Genomic DNA, 19,240 nt, shown 5'->3' on the forward strand with positions numbered 1-19,240 from the left:
GAAGGAAACACCAGCATGAGCGCATCGCAGGACCACGAGGTCCACATGGGACGCCGGACCGTCGTCACAGCGGCCGGCGCCGTCTCCGTGGCCGCCGTACTGACCGCGTGCGGCAGCTCGAAGGAGGCGGCCGGTTCCGGCGCCGTCAAGCAGGCCGATGACGGCGGGGACGGCGGCGGGGGCCCGGTCCTCGCGAAGACCGCCGACATCCCGGAGGGCGGCGGCAAGATCTTCGCGGAACAGGGGGTCGTGGTCACGCAGCCCGCGGCCGGTGAGTTCAAGGCGTTCTCGTCCAAGTGCACCCACATGGGGTGCGCGGTGTCGAGCGTGTCCGACGGCACCATCAACTGCCCGTGCCACGGCAGCAAGTTCGACGTGGCGACGGGTGCCGTCAAGACGGGTCCGGCCACCACACCGCTGCCCGCCACCGCGATCACCGTCGAGGGCGACTCGATCAGCCTGGCGTCATAGCCGGCCTGCCCGCCGACCCGGCCCGCCCTTCACTCCCTCACCCTGGTCCGCCCGCTCAGCCAGCAGCCGAGCAGGGCATCGGTGGTGGTCACGGTGGCGACCAGGGCCAGGGTGTTGCGGATCATCGCGGGGGTGTAGTCGGCAGGCACCCCCGCGATGGCGTCGGACGGCACCACCGCGGTGTACCCGAGGTTCACCGCGTCGAAGACCGCGTTGGGAATCGCCACGTTCGCCGAGACGCCGGTGACGACCAGGGTGCGACAGCCCAGGTTACGGAGCAGGGCGTCCACATCCGTACCGGCTATCGGCGACAGCCCGTGCAGCCTGCGGACGACGAGGTCCTCGTCCGCCACCTCGATGGGCTCGGCGATCCGGACCGCCGTGGTGCCGGAATGCTGCTGTACGGGAAGCCGTCCCGCAGCACGGAAGAGACGGGCGTTGCTGTTGGCGCCCCGGCCGTCCGGGCGCCGTTCGGCCACCGCGTGCAGCACCTGGACGCCCGACTCGTGGGCGGCGGCGACCAGTCGTGCGACGTTGTGCAGGGTTCCGGAGGACCTGGCTTCCTTGGCCAGTTCGGGCAGCGCGCTGTCGGGCCCGACGACACCCTGCTGGCATTCCACCGTCAGCAGGACGGTAGTCGCCGGATCGGTCTGCTCGGCTAGCTGTTCCCTGGACGGCACGGCTGCCCCTCTCGGTGACGGATCGGCCGCGCGAGGCTAACCTCCATTGCGCGATGAAGGAAGAGGCCTCATGATTTCCTGACGAATAGTCAGCTACGAGGAGGGGGCTTCCATGGCCGTCAGTCAGCGGCGGGGTCGCCGGATCATGATGACCGACGAGGAGCGGGACGCCTACCTCGCAGGACAGCGCACCTGCCGGGTCGCCACCGTCGGAGCGGACGGCCGCCCGCACGTCGGTGCGCTCTGGTTCTGCTGGGACGGAACGTCGCTGTGGCTCTACTCCATCACCCGGAGCCTGCGCTGGTCACAGCTGAGCCATGACCCGCGGATCTCGGTGGTGGTCGACGACGGGGTGGAGTACGGAGAACTACGCGGCATCGAGCTCTCGGGCGAGGCCGTCTTCGTCGGCGAGGCACCGCGCACGGGCGAGCTCTGCCCGGAACTCAGCGTCCCCGAGAGGCTGTTCGCGGCGAAGTACTTCGACATGGACACGATGCCGCACGACGGCCGGCACGCCTGGATGCGGCTCACGCCCGAGGCCGTCACCTCCTGGGACTTCGGCAAGATGACCGGCCCGGCCGGGGCGTGAGCGGCCTGAACCTGAGCGGCCGGGCCGTGAGCCGCCCGAACGTACGGTCCGGGACGTGCGTACAAACCCGATCGGGCGTGCGGTCCGGAACGGGCCGGGACACGAACGGGGGCCGGGACACGAACGGCTAGGACGGGACGTAAGCGCCGGAACGGGACGTGAGCGAAAGGGACGCGAGCACCGGGCCGCGGCGTGAGTGCCGGAACGGGTCCGGCCGGGACCGGCCGGAACGGGACGTGAGGGTCGGAACGGCGAGGGCCGGGCCGCGAGGGGGTCGGGCCTCGCGGGGGCCGGGCCTCGCGGGGCAGACCTCGCGGGGCAGACCTCGCGGGCCGGGCCTCGAACGGCTAGCACGCCCCGGCCGCTACGCCTCCCCCATCGGATCGTCCAGCTCCCGCCCCACCTCCCGGAGCGCCGCGACGGCCGCCCTGATCGACGGACGCCGGTCCGCGTCCGCCCGCCACACCGCGTGGACGTGCCGCCGCATCTTCTGCCGGACCGGCACCAGCCGCACCCCGTCGGGCACAGGCCCGCGGCCCAGCCGGGGTGCCACGCAGACACCCATCCCCGCAGCGATCAGAGCAAGTTGGGTGTGGTGCTCGCCGGCCAGATGGGCGATGCGCGGCTCGATCCCCTTGGAGCGGAGGGTGAACATCAGCCAGTCGTAGCAGAATTCACCCTCGGGCCAGGACACCCAGTCGTCATCCGCGAAGTCCTCCAGATCGACCTTGTCCCGATCCGCGAGCGGATGACCGGCCGGCATCGCGATGTCCGGCGCGTCGTCGAGCAGTTGCGCGCGGGCGAGGCCGCCGGGGACCGGCAGCCGCTTGTTGCTCCAGTCCAGCACCACGGCGAGGTCGATGTCGCCTCTGAGTACCGCCCGGAGCCCGTCCTCGGGCTCCAGTTCCCGCGTATGCACGCGGAGTTCGGGATGGTCGGAGCGCAGGGCGCGGAGCGTCGCCGGAAAGAGTCCGCGCGCCGCGGTGGGAAACGCGCTCAGCCGGATCTCGCCCACCACCTCGCCCCGTTGGGCCTCGATGTCGGACTGGGCGAGCTCGACCTGCGAGAGGATTCGGGCCGCGTGGTCGGCGAGCAGCTGCCCCGCGTCGGTAAGCCGGATCCCTCGCCCGTTCTTGGCCAGTAGCTGCTGACCCACTTCCCGCTCCAGCTTCGCCATCTGCTGGGAGACGGCGGACGTGGTGACGTGCAGCCCCTCGGCGGCACCGCTGACCGAACCGAGCCGGGCCAGGGCATCCAGCGTGCGGAGACGCTCCAGGTTCAACATGTAAGCAATGCTACGCAGACATCCACAGAAAGTCTCACTTGTGCTACGAGAACACAGTCGTCATCGTTGCCCTCATGAGCGCACCACCCGCGCCGGGAAGCCCGGCCGCCGAGACCACCCTCGTACGGCGGACCGAGCAGACGTCCACGGCCACCGCGACCCCGGGAACCGGGCAGACCACCCCGGCCTCCCCTCTCGCCACCCAGGCCGGAAGGGCAACTCAGGCCACCCGTGCGACCCTGACCGCTCGCGCCGTTCCGGCCACCCCGGCCACCCCGGCCGCCACGGCCACCACGGCCGATCCGGCCGATCCAGCCGCCACAGCCGGTCCCGCCGATCCGACCGATCCCATCTCTCCCGTCACTGCCGTTACTCCCGCCGATCCCGCCGGGGACTCCGGCCGCCCGGCACTGGACTGGCGGCTGCGCTTCGGGGCGCTCTCGCTCATCTGGGGCTTCAGCTTCCTCCTCATCAAGGTCGGGACCGACGGCTACGCACCGTTCCAGGTCACCCTCGGCCGACTGCTGTCGGGGACCGCGGTCCTGGCCATCGCCATGGTGGTCAAGCGGGAGCGGCTGCCGCGAACCGCCCGCACCTGGGGCCATCTGGCCGTCGCCGCGTTCTTCCTCAACGCCCTGCCGTTCTCCCTGTTCGCCTACGCGGAACTGACCATCCCGTCGACCCTGGCCGGCATCTGCAACGCGACCTCACCCCTGTGGGGCATGGCACTCTCCCTCGTCGCACTCTCCGAGGACCGCCCGACCCGCCGCCGCGTCGCCGGTCTCGGGCTCGGGTTCCTCGGCGTACTCACGGTGCTCGGCGCCTGGCAGGGCTTCTCCGGCCTGGACTTCAGCGGTACGGCGATGGCGCTCCTGGCCTCCCTCAGCTATCCGATCGGCTGGATCTACGTCCGCCGCACTCTCGCGGGCAGCGGTTCCTCGGCGCTCTCCCTCACCGGCAGCCAGCTCTTCCTCGGCACGGCGCAGCTCGCGCTGGTGACCCCGCTGTTCACCTCGGCACCCGAGAGATTCCCACTGTGGCCCACTCTGGCCGTCGTCGCCCTGGGCGCCCTGGGTACGGGTCTCGCCGTGCTGCTGCAGTACGGCCTGGTCACCGAGGTCGGTCCGACGACCGCCCAGATGGTCACCTACTTCATCCCCGTCATCGCCACCGCAGCCGGAGTGGCGCTGCTCGGTGAGCAGTTGAGCTGGAACACCCCCGTCGGCGCCCTCGTCGTCCTGGCGGGGGCGGCACTGACCCAGAGCAGACCCCGCGCCACCCGAGCCACCGCCCCGCCGGAACAGCCGCCCGGACCCTACCGCCGCGAGCGGCCGTAGCCGGGTGGCCGTGAGCGGTCGCAGCCGCGCCGCCGGGAGCGGTCGCACCTCAGCCGTAGCTCAACGGGTTCGCGGGCCCCGCCGCCGCTGCCACCGCATCCGCGAGGGGCCCGATGTCGGCGTCCGCGAGCGGTGACACCGTGAGCCGGATCCCCTGTGGAGCGGATATCCGGAAGCGGGCTCCGGGGGCCACCGCCCAGCCCGCGTGCAGCAGGCGTGCCACGGCCCCCGTCTCGTCGCTCACCGGGACCCACACGTTCATCCCGCTGCGTCCGTGCGCCTCGACCCCCCGCTCCTCCAAGGCCCGCACCAGTGCGTCCCGGCGGCGGGCGTACGACCTGGCCACCGCGTGGGGGTCGACCGCGCCGGTCGTCCACAGATGAACCACCGCCCGTTGCAGCAGCCGGCTGACCCAGCCCGGCCCCAGCCGCTGCCGGCCCGAGACCCGGTCGGCGGTGACCGCATCCCCGGTCAGCACGGCGACCCGCAGGTCCGGCCCGTACGCCTTGGCGACGGACCGCACGAACGCCCACCGGTCCGTGGCGCCGGCCAGGGGGTACAGCGGCAGGTCGACGATGGCGTGCCCGTGGTCGTCCTCGATGAGCAGCACGCCCCGGTGCCCGGCGAGGACCGCCCGCAGTTCAGCCGCACGCCCGGCCCCGATCGCGGCTCCGGTCGGATTCTGAGCCCGGTCGGTGATGACGGCCGCGCGCGCACCCGCCCGGAGCGCGGCGTCGAGCGCGTCCGGCAGGGGCCCGTCGTCGTCGACGGGAACCGGGACCGGGCGCATGCCCAGTGCCGGGACCAGATCCAGCAGACCGCCCCAGCCCGGATCCTCGACCGCGACCGCGTCACCCGGTCTGAGATGGGCGACCAGCACTCTTTCGATAGCGTCCAGCGACCCCGAGGTGGCGATCACCGGCCCGGCCGGAACACCGTCCGCGTCGAACCCGGCGCGCGCCAGCGCGGCGAACTCCGGGTCGACGGGCGCCTGCGCGTACATCCCCGGCGCGCGTGCGTACGCCTCGGCGACCACGGCGAAGGCGTCCCCCAACGCGGGCAGCAGCGCGGGGTCGGGGTTACCCTCCCCCAGGTCCCGCACACCCGGCGGGGCCTCCACCCGCACCGACCCGCGGGCGGTGCTCGCCGGCCGCGGCCTGACCCTGCTGCCTCGGCGCCCGGCCGTCTCGATCACGCCCCGCTCTCGCAGCGTGCGGTAGGCGGCCGCCACCGTATTGGGATTCACCTCCAGCCGACTCGCCAACTCCCGCATGGGAGGCAGCACTTGTCCGGGCGCCAGCTCACCCGAACCGACCGCCCGCTCCACACTGGCGGCAATCTCCGATGCACGCCGCCCACTGATCCGATACTCTCCTAGCACAAAGAACAGTATGCACTAGTGCAATGGAGTTCACAATGCCGGAGACCGATCCCCAGCAGCCCACGGCCCCGGGCCCCGCGACCACGACCGGCCCCGGAACCACAGCCACAGCCACAGCCACAGCCACAGCCACGATCGCCACCACCTACGAAGCGACCGGCCGCACGGTCCCGACCCGCTCCCGCGAACGGGCCTCGTACGACCGGGAACAGGTCCACTCGATACTCGACGAGGCGTACATCTGCCACCTCGGCTTCGTACGCGACGGCGCGCCCGTCGTCCTTCCCACGCTCTTCGGCCGGGTCGGCGAGCGGCTCTACGTACACGGCTCCACCGGCTCCCGCCCGCTGCGGGCGGCGGGCGGAAGCGACGAGGGACTGCCCGTGTGTCTGACGGTGACACATGTCGACGGGCTGGTGCTCGCGCGTTCCGCCTTCCACCACTCGCTCAACTACCGCTCCGTGGTCGTGCACGGCGTGGCGCAGGCGGTGACCGACCCCGAGGAACGGCGCGTCGCCCTCGATGCCATCGTCGAGCAGGTCGTGCCCGGGCGGTCGATGGACTCACGGCCCGCCGACGAGAAGGAGCTGGCGGCAACCGCCGTGATCCGGCTGGACCTGCGAGAGGTCTCCGCCAAGATCCGCACCGGTGGTCCCAACGACGACGAACGCGACCTGACACTGCCCCACTGGGCGGGCGTCGTCCCTCTCGCGCCCGGCTACACCACGCCGGTTCCGGCGGACAACCTCAATCCCGCGATCAGCGTCCCGGACTACCTGAAGGCGCTCTGAACCGACCCGGGCCGGCGGGGCCGCGCGAAAGCCGCCGACCCGGGCCGGCGGAGCCGCGCGAAGGCCACCGACCCGGAACGGCAAGGCCGCGCAACGGCCACCCGACCCGGGCCGGCGAGGCCGCGCGAAGACCAACACCGAACCGGTAAGGCCGCCGTCCCGGGACGGCGGGGCCGCGCAAACGGCCATCACCCCGCCGCCCCGCCGGTCACACCGGGACGGCCGCCTCCCGGCGGGCGTTCGCGGCGCCGCGTGTCTCGGCAACGGCCAGCCCCACCACCGCCGTGAGCAGCAGCAGCGTTCCGGCGACGGTGGCAGGCGTGAGCTGCTCCCGGAGCACGACGACGGCGATGGCCGCCGCGCTGACCGGTTCGAGCAGCATGATCACGGACACGGTGGCTGCACGCACCACCGCGGCGCCCGCGAAGTAGAGCGCGTAGGCGAGCGCGGTCGGAATCGCCGCGACGTACACGAGCAGCGTCACCACCTGCGCAGGGTGGTCCGTCTGCGGGACGAGTCCCTCGCCCGCCGCCATCGGCAGCAGGATCACCGCGGCGACGGCGAACGCCCAGGCGCTGGTGCCGAGCGGATCCGCACCGCGGCCGTCACGGCCGAGCCACCGGGTGAGCAGGGTGATCGCCGCGTAGCCGGCCGCGGACAGCAGTGCCAGCGCGATCCCGGCCGGCCGCACCGTACCCGCATCGTCTCCGAGCACCAGTACGGCGAGACCGGTCAGCGCTCCGGCGACCGCGGCGAGTCCGCCGAGTCCGAGCCGCTCCCCCATCGTCAGCCGGGCGCCGACGGCGATGAGGACGGGCCCCGCACCGAGGGTGACCACGGTGCCGACCGCGAGCCCGGTGGCCTGGACGGCAGCGAAGTAGGCGGTCTGGAACACGGCGAGACCGATTCCGGTACCGAGAACGCGCAGCAGCCGCCGACGCCCGGACTCGGCGACGGTGGCCGCACGGCCGGGCCGCAGCAGGAGCGCGGCAAGCAGGAGTACGAGGCCGCCCGCGCAGCGCCAGAACGACAGCGCGAGGGGGCCGAGGTCGCTGGCCTCGAAGACCAGCGAGGCGGCGGCACCGGCCGTGCCCCAGGCCACTCCGGCGATGATCAGATAGCACAGGCTCCGCCCGACGGGCAGGCCGGAAGCAGGGTTCGACACGTGACTTCTCCAGAGGAAGACAGGAAAGTGGTCGCTCGGCTCGGCACGCGGGCAGCGACGAACCGCTCGGGGACTGCCCGAGCCCGGTCTTCGTCAGGTGTGGCTGCCCGCGCTAGACGGCAGGCGGCGGAAGTACGGTCAAACGCATGATCGTCACCTTAGAAGGCGGTGCGGCCGGCAGGCAACTCCCCCTCGGCAGCCGTCCGCTCCCCGCCCGGCCCCGAGGCGACCGGGCCTGAGGGCGCCTTGGGCGTCGACGACTGCGCGATGAAGGCGCCGGTCAGCACGAGCGCACCGCCGATGAGCTGCGGGGCGGCCAGATGTTCCCCGAGCAGCACCCACGCCAGCACGGTGGCGATGACGGCTTCCAGGCAGGCGACGACGCCCGCCACCGCGGGCGACAGCAGCCGCACCGAGATGACGCCGGTCACGTACGCGATCACGGTGGCCAGGAGCACGATCCAGACGAGGAGCAGCCAGGCGGGCACGTCCGTGCCGTTCATGGCCGTGTCGCCGCGGAGGACGGACCAGTCCATGCCCCAGGGCCGCGCCACGACGGTGAGCACGGCGGCCCCGATCAGGAGACCGTAGGCGATGACACCGACCGGATGCGGGGGCTCGGCGCCCTCGGCCGAGTCGGCGCTGCCCTGATCGGAGAGGACGAAGTAGCCGACCTGGCAACAGGCAGCGCCGAGGGCGAGCAGCAGCCCGACGGCGTCGAAGCTCAGCCCGGACCACACCTCGACGACACAGGCCAGTCCCCCCACCGCGAGGACGACACCCACCGCGGCCGCCCTCGTCACGGGCCGGCGCTGGACGAATCGCACCCAGCCGAGGACGAGCGCCGGCGCCAGGTATTCGACGAGCAGCGCAACGCCCACCGGGATACGGGAGATGGCAGCGAAATAGCAGGCCTGGACGCCGGCCACCGCGAGCAGCCCGAATCCCAGCAGCAGCACGGGGCGCTTGCGGACCAGGTCCCGGTGGCGCCAGGCCACGGGCAGCATGACGAGCGCGGCACCCGCCACCCGGAGCCACACCACGTGGAGCGGGTCGAGCCCCGCCTCGATGAGCGGCTTGGCCGCCACTCCGGAACCGCCGAATGCGAAGGCCGAAGCGAGGGCGAGTCCCAGGCCGGCGCTTCTCCCCTGAGACGCGTGCATCGGCACATCATGGCAGCTGGCGTCAGGAGCGTCACCCTGGTGACGCCTGACGCGGGTAACACTCCGATGTCATTCGTGCCCCTGACGCACACGACTGGGCGCCGTCCTGCGCCGCCGGCCCCGGGACAGGGCGGCGCCGGGGCTCACCCCTGCGCGGGATCGAGCGACGCCGGACGTCGCACCGCACGCCCCCCGGGGGCCGTGCGCCCCCTACGCGCCGGACACCCCGGCGACGCGGGCGACAGCCAGGGCGTCCATGTAGTCGCGTACCCGTGTGATCAGACCGTCGTGGACGTCGATGATCAGCAGTCCGGGGACGGCGGCGCGGTCACCCGCCGCCGTCTGGACCACGACCACGTGCCCGGCTATGACCGTGCGCGGATCGTCGGACACGTGGACGACCACATCCTTGATCTCCTTCACCCGCAACGGACTGGCGCCCCAGGCCGCCCGATACCCCGCACGCACCGCCTCGCGCCCCGCGAAGCGGGCGGGGAAGCCCGGAGCGGAGAACGGGAACTCGTGCTCGGCGTCCACGGCGTACAGATCGGCCAAGTCGTCGGCCGACTTGTCCAGCATGGCCCGGTGGTAGCGGTCCAGCACCATGCGCGGCGTACGGGAAGCACCTGCCTGCGAATTCGTCATGCAGCCCACCTCATTCACTCAACGATCGTTGAGTGAATGAGCGTACGAGTCTGTCCGGTCTCGGTCAACAGCTGTAGAGTCAACGCGTGACCAGTCACCCCACCTCCCGCGCGGACCGCCGACGGGCCACCGAGGCACGCATCCTCGACAGCGCCCGCGAGCTGTTCGCGGCCAAGGGGTTCGACCGCACCACCATCCGCGCGGTGGCCGCCGCGGCAGGTGTCGATCCGGCCCTGGTGATGCAGTACTTCGGTTCCAAGCGCGGACTGTTCTCCCAGTCGGTGCAGGCGCCACCACCGGCACCCCGGACGTCGGAGGAGGGCGTGGCCGGGGGCCGCGAGGAACTCCTCGACCACCTGCTGGCCACCCTGGGCGTCAAGCTCGGTGGACTGCCGGACGGCACACTGGCGATGCTGCGGTCGATGCTCACCGATCCGACCGCGGCCGATCACGCCCGCGAGGCGCTCGACCGGCAGATCACCGGCATCGGCGACGCACTGTCAGCCGACGGGACCGACGAAAACCGCAGAGACGGCAAGCACAGCAACGACAGCGGGAACAGCAACGGCAGCAGGAACAGCAAGGACAGCGGGGAAGCGGAACTGCGCGCCGCGCTGATCGTCACCACGATGGTGGGCGTCACCATCGGCCACCAGCTGCTCGGGCTCAACGCCCTCACGGACGCTCCCGCCGACCGTGTGACCGCCCTGCTCCGCCCGGCCCTCGACGCGCTCGCGCAGCCGCCGGGCTGATCCCGGCGCTCACTCCCGGGAGGACTCCTCCACGATCCGGTCCTCGAGCAGTGCCGCGTCGACGCCCGCCCGCTCCAGTACCTCGACGGCCCGGCACTCCCGGTCCGCGGTCAACGCCACGAGCAGGTCGCGGCCACCGGCCCGTTCACGTCCGAGCAACCGCGCACGACGGTACGCACCGGCCATCGCGGACGCCGCGGAGGGCGACCAGCCCTCGGCACCCCTGTCCGTCACCACCGGGAGGGCTCCCGAGTCCTCGACCGCCCCCTGCCAGCGGAGCCCGTATCCGATGCTGCGCTGGACGAGGTAGCCGAGCACTCTGGCCAGCTGCGGACCACCGTCGAAAGCGGCGCGGACCTCGGGGTCCGACTCGATGAGGGAGTGCAGCAGATGAGCCGTGTCGATCTGCCGGTCGCCGTCCCGCAGGGCGCGCCTGCGCGCGCCCGTGACCACGGCGGCCAGCTCCGCAGTGAGTCTGGCGTCGAACTCAGCACGATGGTTCGGTGCGGGCTGTTGAGGGATCCGCGGCGTCCGGTTCTGCACCCTTCCACCCCATCAGCCGAATTGATCCCGAGCGTCCCCGGAGAGTCTCATTGCCGCATCCCACCCGAGTTGGGCACAGAGGAGCGAGACCTCCTCCTTACGGATGAGATCGCGCCATACAGAGAACGAATTCCCCCTGACGGCGCGCGCCGCCTTGCCTCACGCTCCCGCAGCAACCGGAAGCGTCCCCGTACACGTCTCACAGGCCGGAGCACTGTGACGGCGGCGGGAAGGGGGCCGGAGGTGAGCTGGCTCGTCTCGCTGCCGGCGCTCGACGGGCGCGAGTACGTCTACCGGGTCCACGCGCCGTCCGACGCCCTGCTCGCGGACCTCTTCTGGGCCGCGTTCCACTGCCACGACGACGGACCGCACCCCCGCGCCTGCGACCGTTTCGACGCGGCCCTGATCTGGCGGACCGGACCGGCCCCACAGATCTGACGCTTCATCAGTATTGAATGTTCCCGCCGCTGCGGCTACGTTCCGCGACACCGGAACCCGTCGAGAAGGGGTGGTCGCATGGCCGAAGTCAGTGCAGAGGCGCGCATCGAAGCACCGGCCGGGAAGGTCTGGACCCAGCTGACCGACTTCAGCACGTACGGGGAGTGGAACGCCACCCACACCAGCTTCCCCAAGGGGGGTCCCGCCACGCTCGAACTGGCGGGCACCTACGAGGAGAACCTGAAGCTCATGGGGTTCCCCGCCGAAGTGACCTGGACGGTGGCGGAGCTGGAGGACGGCCGCCTACTGACGACCACGGGCAAGGGTCCGATGGGGGTCAATCTGAAGATGAGCTACGTACTGACGCCGGACGGGGACGCCACCACGGTCCGCATCGACGGCGAGTTCACCGGCGCGGCGGTGTCCCTGATGGCCGGCAAACTGAAGGACTCCGCCACCGCGGCGCTCATCGAGTCCCTGCGCAAACTGGACGGGCTGGTCGTCGCCTGACCACTCCCGGGCGGCCACCACGTACCGACGACACCGAAGGGCCCCGCGACAACGCCGCGGGGCCCTTCGGCACACCTTCTCCCTGCTGTCCCACCGCCGGTTCAGCCCTCGTCGGCGAGGATGAGGTAGAGCTTCTTCCGGGCCTCGTTGATCACCGACAGCGCCTTCTCGCGCTGGTCGGGCGAGCCGGTCTTCCAGACCTGGCCGAACGCCTCCATCATGCCGAAACCGGCCTGCCGGACCTCGTTGAGGCTCTCCCAGTCGACGCCGCGCCCGGCTTCCTCCCAGGGCGCGTCGGCCCCCGACTCCGCCTCGGTACGGCCGGCGTCGGTCAGGGTGAACAACTTCTTGCCACCCTCGCTCGCACTGACGATCAGGCCCTCGTCCTCCAGCAGCTGAAGGGTCGGGTACACCGAGCCCGGACTGGGCCGCCAGGCCCCGCCACTGCGCTCGCCGATCTCCTGAATCATCTCGTAACCGTGCATCGGCCGGTCCTTCAGCAGCGCGAGGATCGACGCACGCACGTCACCGCGCCGCGCCCTTCCCCGGCCGCCGCCGCGGCCGCGCCCTCCACCGAAGGGACCACCACCGCCGAACGGCGGGCCGAACTGCCCGAAGGCCGCCCGACGCCCCTCGAAGTCCCCCCGCTCGTGCTGGCCGGGCCCGCAGGGGCCGTGCCCATGACCGTGTCCATGTCCGTGCTCGTGTCCATGTGAACGCATGACCGTACTCCTTCTCGTATAGATCTTTGACACATCGCATACTGTCGCGATGCGTCAACGATATATCGGAACCGGTCGCCTGGCAAACCCCTTGCTCCGGATTTTCGAGCCACCCAAACGGAATTGGCCTTGGCCTGCGGCTTTGCCGCGCCCCTAGCGTCGGATCATGAGGATTCGCATCGTCGACGCGTTCACCGACCGCCCCTTCTCCGGCAATCCGGCGGGCGTCCTGCTCCTGGGCCCGGAGGGCTTTCCCGAGGACAGCCTGCTCCAGCAGATCGCCGCGGAGCTGAACCACTCCGAGACCGCGTTCGCCCACCCACTGCCTCCGGGCGGAGCCGCCGACTGGGCGCTGCGCTGGTTCACCCCGACCACCGAGGTCGACATGTGCGGCCACGCCACCCTTGCCACGGCCCATGTCCTGCACACCACGTCGGCCGCGAGCGGCACGGTGCGCTTCGCCGCCCGGTGCGGGATCCTCACCTCGATCACGGCGCCGGACGGTTCGATCGCACTCGATTTCCCCACCGCGCCACTGACGCCCGAAGCGCCGCCCCGGGGGCTGGCCGCCGCCCTGGGCGCGGAGCCCGTGTCCGTGCACGACACCGGTCCGCACGTGGGTGACCTGCTCGTGGAGCTGGCCGACGAGGCGACCGTGCGGGCACTCGCCCCGGACTTCGCGGCGCTGGCCGCCCTCTCCCGCCGCGGTGTGATCGCGACGGCCGCCGCCGACGCCCCCGACGGCGGCTACGACTTCGTCTCCCGAGGCTTCTTTCCCGCCGTGGGCATCGACGAGGACCCGGTGACAGGCAGCTCCCACACCGCGCTCGCGCCGTTCTGGTCGGACCGGCTCGGCCGCGACGAGCTGACAGGCCTGCAGGTGTCCGCCCGGTCCGGGCTGGTCCGTACGTCGCTGCGCGCCGACCGCACGCTGCTGACCGGCCGCGCGGTGACGGTCGTGGACGGCGAACTGCTCGTCACCCTGTGACGACGCGGGGAGGGGGTGTGCGGCTCGTCCCGCACACCCCCTCCCCGGACACGCACCCCCTTGCTCACGGCGTCGGCAGCCAGCCCACCTTCCCGGCGAGCAGCGCGTAGCCGACGAACGCGCCGATGTCGAGCAGGGCGTGCGCGGCGACCAGCGGCCCCACCCGCTGCCAGCGGCGGTACAGCAGCACGAAGACGACGCCCATCACCATGTTGCCGATGAATCCTCCGACGCCCTGGTACAGGTGGTAGGAGCCGCGCAGAACCGAACTGGCCACCAGCGCGGCCATCGGGGTCCAGCCCAACTGCCCCAGCCGGCGCAGCAGATATCCCACGACGATCACTTCCTCCACCACGGAGTTCTGGATCGCCGACAGGATCAGCACCGGGAACTTCCACCACACGTCGGGCAGCGACTCGGGAACGACCGTGAGGTTGAAACCGGCGGCCCGGGCGACCAGGTAGAAGGCCAGACCCGCGCTTCCGATACCCGCCGCCACCAACGCCCCGCGCCCGAGGTCGGACCCCGGCCGGGTCCGGTCGAAGCCGATGGCCCGCAGCCCGGCCCCCTCCCTGATCAGCAGATGCGCCACCAGAGCGACGGGCACCAGTGCCGTCGTGATCCCGAAGAGCTGCCAGGCGAGATCCAGCCATGGACGTCCCGGCGCGTAGGAGCTGTTGAGCGTGGCCGCCTGATCCTTCAAACCCCCTGGTTTCGTCAGGGATCCGACAAAACTGATCAGGGCAGACACCCCGCTGGCTCCCAGCGAGAGGGCCAGCACCAACACGGTCTCGGACCGCAAGATCCTTCGTGAGACGGCCTCTTGAGGAAAAGAATCAGCCACTCGCCCCACCTCCACCTGTACACCTGCCCTCAGTTGTGCATTCACGTCCCATGCCGCTCCCCGTCCCGCTAGGGTCTCGAATGCAGGTACGAAGATCATGCGCGACAGGCCGGGGGACGAGCACCATTGCCGATGGTGTGGTCCCCCTTTTCCTTGTTCATCCTCAAGGAGGGGCACCACCGACATGGGACGTCACAGCTTGCCCGACGACTACGCCACGGACGGAAGCGGGGACCGTCCACCGCGTCGCCGTCGCACCGTGGCCATCGCCACCATGCTCGTTCTCGCCGTGGCCGCGGGAACGGCGGTCGCGGCACAGGGCGGCTTGCTTTCGTTCTCGAAGTCCTGCGAGGACACCGCTGTGCACCTGTCCATGATGACCTCACCGGACATCGCCCCCGCCGTGCGTGCCGTCGCCGACAAGGCGCGCAAGGACGATCTGAGATCCGACGGCCGCTGCGTGGACGTGGATGTGGTGGCCCGTGACTCGTACAAGGTGGCGGACGCGCTCGCGCGCGGCACCCGCGCGCCGGACTACCAGATGTGGCTCCCCGACTCCGATCTCTGGCTGAACCGGGCGAAGGGCACGGGAGACGCCGTCCCGATCACTCCGGGCGACTCCATCGCCTCCTCACCGGTGACGCTCGCCATGGTGCCCTCCGCCGCCAAGAGTCTCGGCTGGCCGGAGAAGAAGTACTCCTGGGCGGAACTGACCGCCGCGGCCATGGAGTCCGACAAGGTGCGTCTGGGCTCGGCCGACCCGGCACGCAGTGCCACGGGGCTGCTCGCGCTGACGAGCATCGGAATCTCGTCCGACAAGCTGGGCGGGGACAGCGACACCAGAGCCGCGGCCACCGCCAAGCTGCTCGCCCAGCGGATGTCGGACGGCGACACCCAGGTCGTCGAGACACTGCCCCAGGACGGTTCCGGTGCGGAGGAGGGCAATCCGGCACGCAACCAGGCGGTGCTTCTCTCCGAACAGGCGGCGTTCGCCCACAACGCCGAGTCGACGGACGGCGGCAAGCTCGACCTCTTCTATCCCAAGGACGGCGCTCCGCTCCTCAACTACCCGTTCACCCTGGTCAACGAGGAGGAGCAGTCGACGGACGAGAGCCGGGCAGCGCTGCGGTTCATGACCCTGCTGTCCGAGGACGCCGCGCAGCGCACCTTGAACGCGCACGGCTTCCGCACCGTCGACGGCACGGCGGACGAGGGGCTCGTCGCCTCGGCCGGCGGTAAGTCGCCCCAGCCGTACGCCACGTCTCCCGGGGTGGCTCCCTCGGACGAGACACTGCAGGAGACGCTCGGCATGTGGACGATCACCGTGCAGAGCGCGCGGCTCACCACCGTCGTCGACGCCTCGGGGTCGATGGCCACCATCGTGCCCGGCCGCAACCAGTCCCGGATGGACGTCACCAAGGCGTCCCTGATCCAGGCGCTCAACCAGTTCACCCCGAACGACGAGATCGGCCTCTGGGAGTTCGCCACCACGCTCGACGGCGAGAAGGACTACCGCAGTCTGGTCCCGACCGCGCGGCTCGGCGACCCGGCCAAGGGCGGCGGCACGCACCGCGAGAAGCTCGCCGCGGCGTTCGCCGCGCTGAAGCCCGTGCCCGACGGCGCGACGGGTCTGTACGACACCGCGCTGGCCGCCTTCAAGGAGGCGCAGCGCACCTACGTGAAGGGCAAGTTCAACGCTGTCGTGATCCTCACCGACGGCTCGAACCAGGATGAGAAGTCCATCTCCCGCTCCGCCCTGATCGCCGAACTGAAGAAGATCACCGACCCGGAGCGCCCCGTTCCGCTGCTCGCCATCGCGGTAGGCCCCGACGCCGACCGCGACGAGGTGAACGAGATAGCGAAGGTGACCGGCGGTGGCGGCTATCAGGTCAACGACCCGGCGGAGATCCAGGCGGTGATCCTCCAGGCCGTCATGACCGCAGGACAGAGCGGCGGCGCAGCCGGGGAGTAAGGGCTGTCGCGTGATCCCTGGTGGGCGCACGGCCGGAGCGGGGTACTCCCGCGGCCACCGTGGGAGTACCCCGCGCGGGAGCAGGGCGCGTCCGGGACGGAGCTTTCCGGTGCACGGTACGTCCATGCGGCAGGTCACCGGCGTCGCGTGCCCGGAGCGGCTGCGGGACGGCCGGCCGCCCCTGGCGCTCATCGGGCGGGGCGGTCCACCGGCCAGGTGTGTACGGGCTCACCGTCCTGCATCAGTTCGGCGTACCGCCGGGTCATGCCGGCGAGCGCCTCGGCCCGCCCCTGCCCGGCCTCCCGTGCCCGGTGGTAGGTGTCCGCCTGCCAGGACGCCCCGTTCACCCGCCGCCTGCAGCGCTCCTCGATGATTCCCAGGTAGAGGTCCCGGTCCGCGGGCTCGACGTTCCAGGCTTCGAGTCCCGCGGCGGCCAGGGGCAGCAGCTCGTCCCGCACGAGCTTGACGGCCGGCACCCGGGTCAGCCCGCCGGAGCGTCCGGGCCGGGGCCAGAGCAGTTCCGCGTCGATGCCCCGGCGGCAGGCGGTCTCGAAGTTCTCGGCCGCGGCGGTGAAGGGCATCCTCGTCCACACCGGACGGGATTCCTCCGCGAGAGCCCGCACAAGTCCGTAGTAGAGCGCGGTGTTGGCGATCACATCGGCGACGGTCGGGCCCGCGGGCAGCACCCGGTTCTCCACCCGCAGGTGCGGGACGCCGTCCGCGAGCCCGTACACCGGACGGTTCCACCGGTAGACCGTGCCGTTGTGCAGGACGAGCTCCTGGAGCCGCGGCACCCCGCCGCCGTCGAGGACCCGCAGCGGGTCCTCCTCGTCGCAGATGGGCAGCAGAGGGGGAAAGTAGCGGACGTTCTCCTCGAAGAGCTCGTACACCGAATCGACCCACCGCTCGCCGAACCACGTCCGCGGCCGCACCCCCTGGTTCTGGAGTTCGGGCGGCCTGGTGTCCGTGGCCTGCTGGAAGAGGGGCGGCCGCGACTCGCGCCACAGCTCCCGGCCGAACAGGAAGGGGGAATTGGCGCCCATGGCCACCTGAACCGCCGCGACGGCCTGGGCCGCGTTCCACACGTCCGCGAAGCGTTCCGGAGTCACCTGCAGATGCAGCTGCACCGAGGTGCAGGCCGCCTCCGGCGTGATCGAACCGGAGGTGCACACCAGTCTCTCCACGCCTTCGATATCCAGGGAGAAATCTTCGCCGCGCGCCGCCACCATTTGATCGTTCAGCAGCGCGTAGCGGTCCACGTCCGAGAGGTTGGACCGGACCATGTCCTCACGCCCAAGAGTGGGAAGTATTCCGATCATCATGATCCCGGCGTCGACCTCGGCGGCCTTGCGGTCGGCATATCCGAGACCGGTCCTCAGCTCTTCGGCCAGCTGGTCCAGAACGCGGCCTGAAAGATTGTGGGGAACTATGTTCACTTCAAGATTGAACATCCCCAGTTCCGTCTGGAAATCTCCGCTCGCGATGCGATCCAGAACCTGCCCATTCAACATCTTCGGCATACCGTCGGCACCGGCCAGGTTCAGCTCGATCTCCATGCCCATGAGGTTGCGGGGCCGGTCGAACCTCCGCTCCTCCAGGAGCCTCCCCAGCCCCTCCAGGCACTGCTGCAGCTTCCTCCGGTACTTCTGCCGGTCGGACAGGTCGAACGCGCCCGCTACGACCTTCTCCCCCATCGAAGTATCCCTCCTCGAGTGGGCAGCCCGCGGCCCAGGCCGCTCGCGTCACGATCGATAATGCCCAGACAGCGAGATCCATAACGCCCCGCCGACGTCGCGTACCCGCTAATCTGATGACCGAGGCCCGGGGCACATTCACTCGGCATGACACAGTGCGCAGATTCCCCGTTCGGCATACAGGGAATGCGTCGGCACGTTTCGGCCTACCGCGTCGCGGGAAAAACCCGAGGCGGTGGCTGTGCCGCTCGCACCGAATCAGCATAATCTCCGCATAATTGAGTCCGGATACCGCCTTGCCGGCAATAGCCGTGGCGGCTAGTGGAAACACCGCGTGAACACGTGTCGTATAAACTCCGCGGACGAGGCAGAGAGTTGACGCACCGGCCCAGTCACCGGCCTCCTCTGGCCCCGCACGCCGACAGCGCCGTCTGCACCCACCCACGCTCCACCGTGTCTCCGAAGTGAGAGGCGACCCACTATGCCGCTGCATGTACCCCCGGCTCCCGCGCCCGCTCTGCGCAGCGTTCTCGCGGCGCTCGGTTCACCCACCGCGGTCCGCGAGGCCCGCACTCCCGCTCTGCGGTCCGCCCAGGGGCCACTGAGCCCCGAACACCCGCTTCCCGTCCACGTACTGGACCGAAGAGGCACGGACGGGCTCGCACCGACCACTCGGCTCGCCGGATGGCGCTTCCTGATCCGCAGCACGGAGCGGCCCGTCGCCGCGGCGGACACGATGCTCACCCCCGACGGCTGGGCCTTCTCGCACTTCTTCGAAGGCCCGTACATCGCCTCGACCGAACTCGCCCTGCGTCAGGCGGAAGCGGCGGCGACGCCCTACCAGCCGCGGCTGCTGTCCATTCCCGAGCTCTACATGCTGGCGCTGTGGCTGCACGGGGACATCGCGGCCGACGCCTCCGTCGGGTCCCCGGACCCGGCCGATCTGCTGGTACCGCTGGCTCCCGCCCCACCGGGCATCGCGGCGCACCGTCCGCACCGGGTCGCTGATCTGCTCCCCGTGATCACCACCCGTATCGCACCCGGCCCCGGCCCCCTGCTCGGCTCCCCCGCCTGATTCCCGGCTCCCCCACTTGATGGCGCTGTGCCCCGCCACCGGATCGGTGGCGGGGCACAGCGCCATCAAGTGGGGGGCACTCGTGCCCATCCGGACTAGCCCCATTCGGCCACCCCGAACCACCCGAAGGGACAGTGCAGTTGCGTTGAACCGTCCGGGCGGGTGATGCGTCATGAGAGGAGACGAAGTGCTGCT

20 protein-coding genes are annotated in these 19,240 nt (G+C 71.0%); 10 read left to right on the plus strand and 10 right to left on the minus strand.

The features are described 5' to 3' along the window. The first annotated feature begins 15 nt into the window (after positions 1-15). Positions 16-471: a Rieske (2Fe-2S) protein gene (locus tag ACGFZA_RS30385; RefSeq protein ID WP_385286689.1), complete on the plus strand. Its 456-nt coding sequence runs from the start codon at positions 16-18 to the stop codon at positions 469-471. Between the two features lie 29 nt (positions 472-500). Here ACGFZA_RS30385 and ACGFZA_RS30390 read toward each other — a convergent pair whose 3' ends face one another. Then, positions 501-1,151 carry a cysteine hydrolase gene (locus tag ACGFZA_RS30390; RefSeq protein ID WP_385286691.1) on the minus strand — a complete coding sequence of 217 codons (651 nt, stop codon included), beginning with the start codon at positions 1,149-1,151 and terminating at the stop codon, positions 501-503. A 112-nt stretch (positions 1,152-1,263) separates the two neighbouring features. Between ACGFZA_RS30390 and ACGFZA_RS30395 the strand changes: the two genes are divergently transcribed. Further along, complete coding sequence (locus tag ACGFZA_RS30395) at positions 1,264-1,740, plus strand: pyridoxamine 5'-phosphate oxidase family protein (protein WP_385286693.1); 477 nt, start codon at positions 1,264-1,266, stop codon at positions 1,738-1,740. Positions 1,741-2,104: 364 nt separating this feature from the next. On the opposite strand, the gene ACGFZA_RS30400 is transcribed toward ACGFZA_RS30395, so the two are convergent. Beyond that, entirely contained in the window at positions 2,105-3,025 is a 921-nt protein-coding gene (locus ACGFZA_RS30400; RefSeq protein ID WP_385286695.1) for a LysR family transcriptional regulator, read from the minus strand. A 74-nt stretch (positions 3,026-3,099) separates the two neighbouring features. On the opposite strand from ACGFZA_RS30400, the gene ACGFZA_RS30405 reads away from it, so the two are divergent. Then, on the plus strand, positions 3,100-4,362 hold the full coding sequence (locus ACGFZA_RS30405) for a DMT family transporter (protein WP_393683292.1): 1,263 nt from the start codon (positions 3,100-3,102) through the stop codon (positions 4,360-4,362). A gap of 49 nt (positions 4,363-4,411) precedes the next feature. Here the strand turns inward: ACGFZA_RS30405 and ACGFZA_RS30410 are convergent, their stop codons facing one another. Then, positions 4,412-5,743 (minus strand): aminotransferase class I/II-fold pyridoxal phosphate-dependent enzyme, encoded by a 1,332-nt coding sequence (locus tag ACGFZA_RS30410; RefSeq protein WP_393683294.1) that lies wholly within the window; start codon positions 5,741-5,743, stop codon positions 4,412-4,414. A gap of 35 nt (positions 5,744-5,778) precedes the next feature. Here ACGFZA_RS30410 and ACGFZA_RS30415 point away from each other — a divergent pair, with 35 nt between their 5' ends. Beyond that, on the plus strand, positions 5,779-6,534 hold the full coding sequence (locus tag ACGFZA_RS30415; RefSeq protein WP_393683335.1) for a pyridoxamine 5'-phosphate oxidase family protein: 756 nt from the start codon (positions 5,779-5,781) through the stop codon (positions 6,532-6,534). Between the two features lie 208 nt (positions 6,535-6,742). Here the strand turns inward: ACGFZA_RS30415 and ACGFZA_RS30420 are convergent, their stop codons facing one another. From ACGFZA_RS30420 to ACGFZA_RS30430, 3 genes are all read right to left on the minus strand, one after another. Further along, a complete protein-coding gene (locus ACGFZA_RS30420) occupies positions 6,743-7,699 on the minus strand; it encodes a DMT family transporter (RefSeq protein WP_385286703.1) in 957 nt (318 codons plus the stop codon). Between the two features lie 158 nt (positions 7,700-7,857). Then, on the minus strand, positions 7,858-8,862 hold the full coding sequence (locus ACGFZA_RS30425; RefSeq protein ID WP_385286705.1) for a DMT family transporter: 1,005 nt from the start codon (positions 8,860-8,862) through the stop codon (positions 7,858-7,860). Between the two features lie 210 nt (positions 8,863-9,072). Next, the gene (locus ACGFZA_RS30430; RefSeq protein ID WP_393683296.1) at positions 9,073-9,507 is read right to left on the minus strand and encodes a nuclear transport factor 2 family protein; all 435 of its coding nucleotides are present in this window, start codon (positions 9,505-9,507) and stop codon (positions 9,073-9,075) included. Positions 9,508-9,593: 86 nt separating this feature from the next. Between ACGFZA_RS30430 and ACGFZA_RS30435 the strand changes: the two genes are divergently transcribed. Next, complete coding sequence (locus ACGFZA_RS30435; RefSeq protein ID WP_393683298.1) at positions 9,594-10,259, plus strand: TetR family transcriptional regulator; 666 nt, start codon at positions 9,594-9,596, stop codon at positions 10,257-10,259. A 9-nt stretch (positions 10,260-10,268) separates the two neighbouring features. Here the strand turns inward: ACGFZA_RS30435 and ACGFZA_RS30440 are convergent, their stop codons facing one another. Then, on the minus strand, positions 10,269-10,802 hold the full coding sequence (locus ACGFZA_RS30440; protein WP_385286710.1) for a Clp protease N-terminal domain-containing protein: 534 nt from the start codon (positions 10,800-10,802) through the stop codon (positions 10,269-10,271). Positions 10,803-11,045: 243 nt separating this feature from the next. On the opposite strand from ACGFZA_RS30440, the gene ACGFZA_RS30445 reads away from it, so the two are divergent. Both ACGFZA_RS30445 and ACGFZA_RS30450 read left to right on the plus strand, forming a co-directional pair. Further along, entirely contained in the window at positions 11,046-11,240 is a 195-nt protein-coding gene (locus ACGFZA_RS30445) for a hypothetical protein (RefSeq protein ID WP_385286712.1), read from the plus strand. Between the two features lie 78 nt (positions 11,241-11,318). Then, on the plus strand, positions 11,319-11,750 hold the full coding sequence (locus tag ACGFZA_RS30450) for an SRPBCC family protein (RefSeq protein ID WP_385286714.1): 432 nt from the start codon (positions 11,319-11,321) through the stop codon (positions 11,748-11,750). A gap of 101 nt (positions 11,751-11,851) precedes the next feature. Here the strand turns inward: ACGFZA_RS30450 and ACGFZA_RS30455 are convergent, their stop codons facing one another. Beyond that, complete coding sequence (locus ACGFZA_RS30455) at positions 11,852-12,472, minus strand: PadR family transcriptional regulator (protein ID WP_385286716.1); 621 nt, start codon at positions 12,470-12,472, stop codon at positions 11,852-11,854. Between the two features lie 166 nt (positions 12,473-12,638). On the opposite strand from ACGFZA_RS30455, the gene ACGFZA_RS30460 reads away from it, so the two are divergent. Then, positions 12,639-13,460: a PhzF family phenazine biosynthesis protein gene (locus tag ACGFZA_RS30460; protein WP_393683302.1), complete on the plus strand. Its 822-nt coding sequence runs from the start codon at positions 12,639-12,641 to the stop codon at positions 13,458-13,460. 64 nt (positions 13,461-13,524) lie between these two features. Here ACGFZA_RS30460 and ACGFZA_RS30465 read toward each other — a convergent pair whose 3' ends face one another. Beyond that, positions 13,525-14,304, minus strand: a complete 780-nt coding sequence (locus ACGFZA_RS30465) for a CPBP family intramembrane glutamic endopeptidase (protein WP_385286721.1) — start codon at positions 14,302-14,304, stop codon at positions 13,525-13,527. A gap of 184 nt (positions 14,305-14,488) precedes the next feature. On the opposite strand from ACGFZA_RS30465, the gene ACGFZA_RS30470 reads away from it, so the two are divergent. Beyond that, on the plus strand, positions 14,489-16,276 hold the full coding sequence (locus ACGFZA_RS30470; RefSeq protein WP_393683304.1) for a substrate-binding and VWA domain-containing protein: 1,788 nt from the start codon (positions 14,489-14,491) through the stop codon (positions 16,274-16,276). Between the two features lie 188 nt (positions 16,277-16,464). Here the strand turns inward: ACGFZA_RS30470 and ACGFZA_RS30475 are convergent, their stop codons facing one another. Then, positions 16,465-17,970 carry a glutamate-cysteine ligase family protein gene (locus tag ACGFZA_RS30475; protein WP_393683306.1) on the minus strand — a complete coding sequence of 502 codons (1,506 nt, stop codon included), beginning with the start codon at positions 17,968-17,970 and terminating at the stop codon, positions 16,465-16,467. A 481-nt stretch (positions 17,971-18,451) separates the two neighbouring features. On the opposite strand from ACGFZA_RS30475, the gene ACGFZA_RS30480 reads away from it, so the two are divergent. After that, complete coding sequence (locus ACGFZA_RS30480; RefSeq protein WP_385286727.1) at positions 18,452-19,045, plus strand: hypothetical protein; 594 nt, start codon at positions 18,452-18,454, stop codon at positions 19,043-19,045. Positions 19,046-19,240: the final 195 nt, after the last annotated feature.

The sequence above is a fragment of the Streptomyces sp. NPDC048211 genome, assembly GCF_043202315.1.
Lineage (GTDB): Bacteria > Actinomycetota > Actinomycetes > Streptomycetales > Streptomycetaceae > Streptomyces.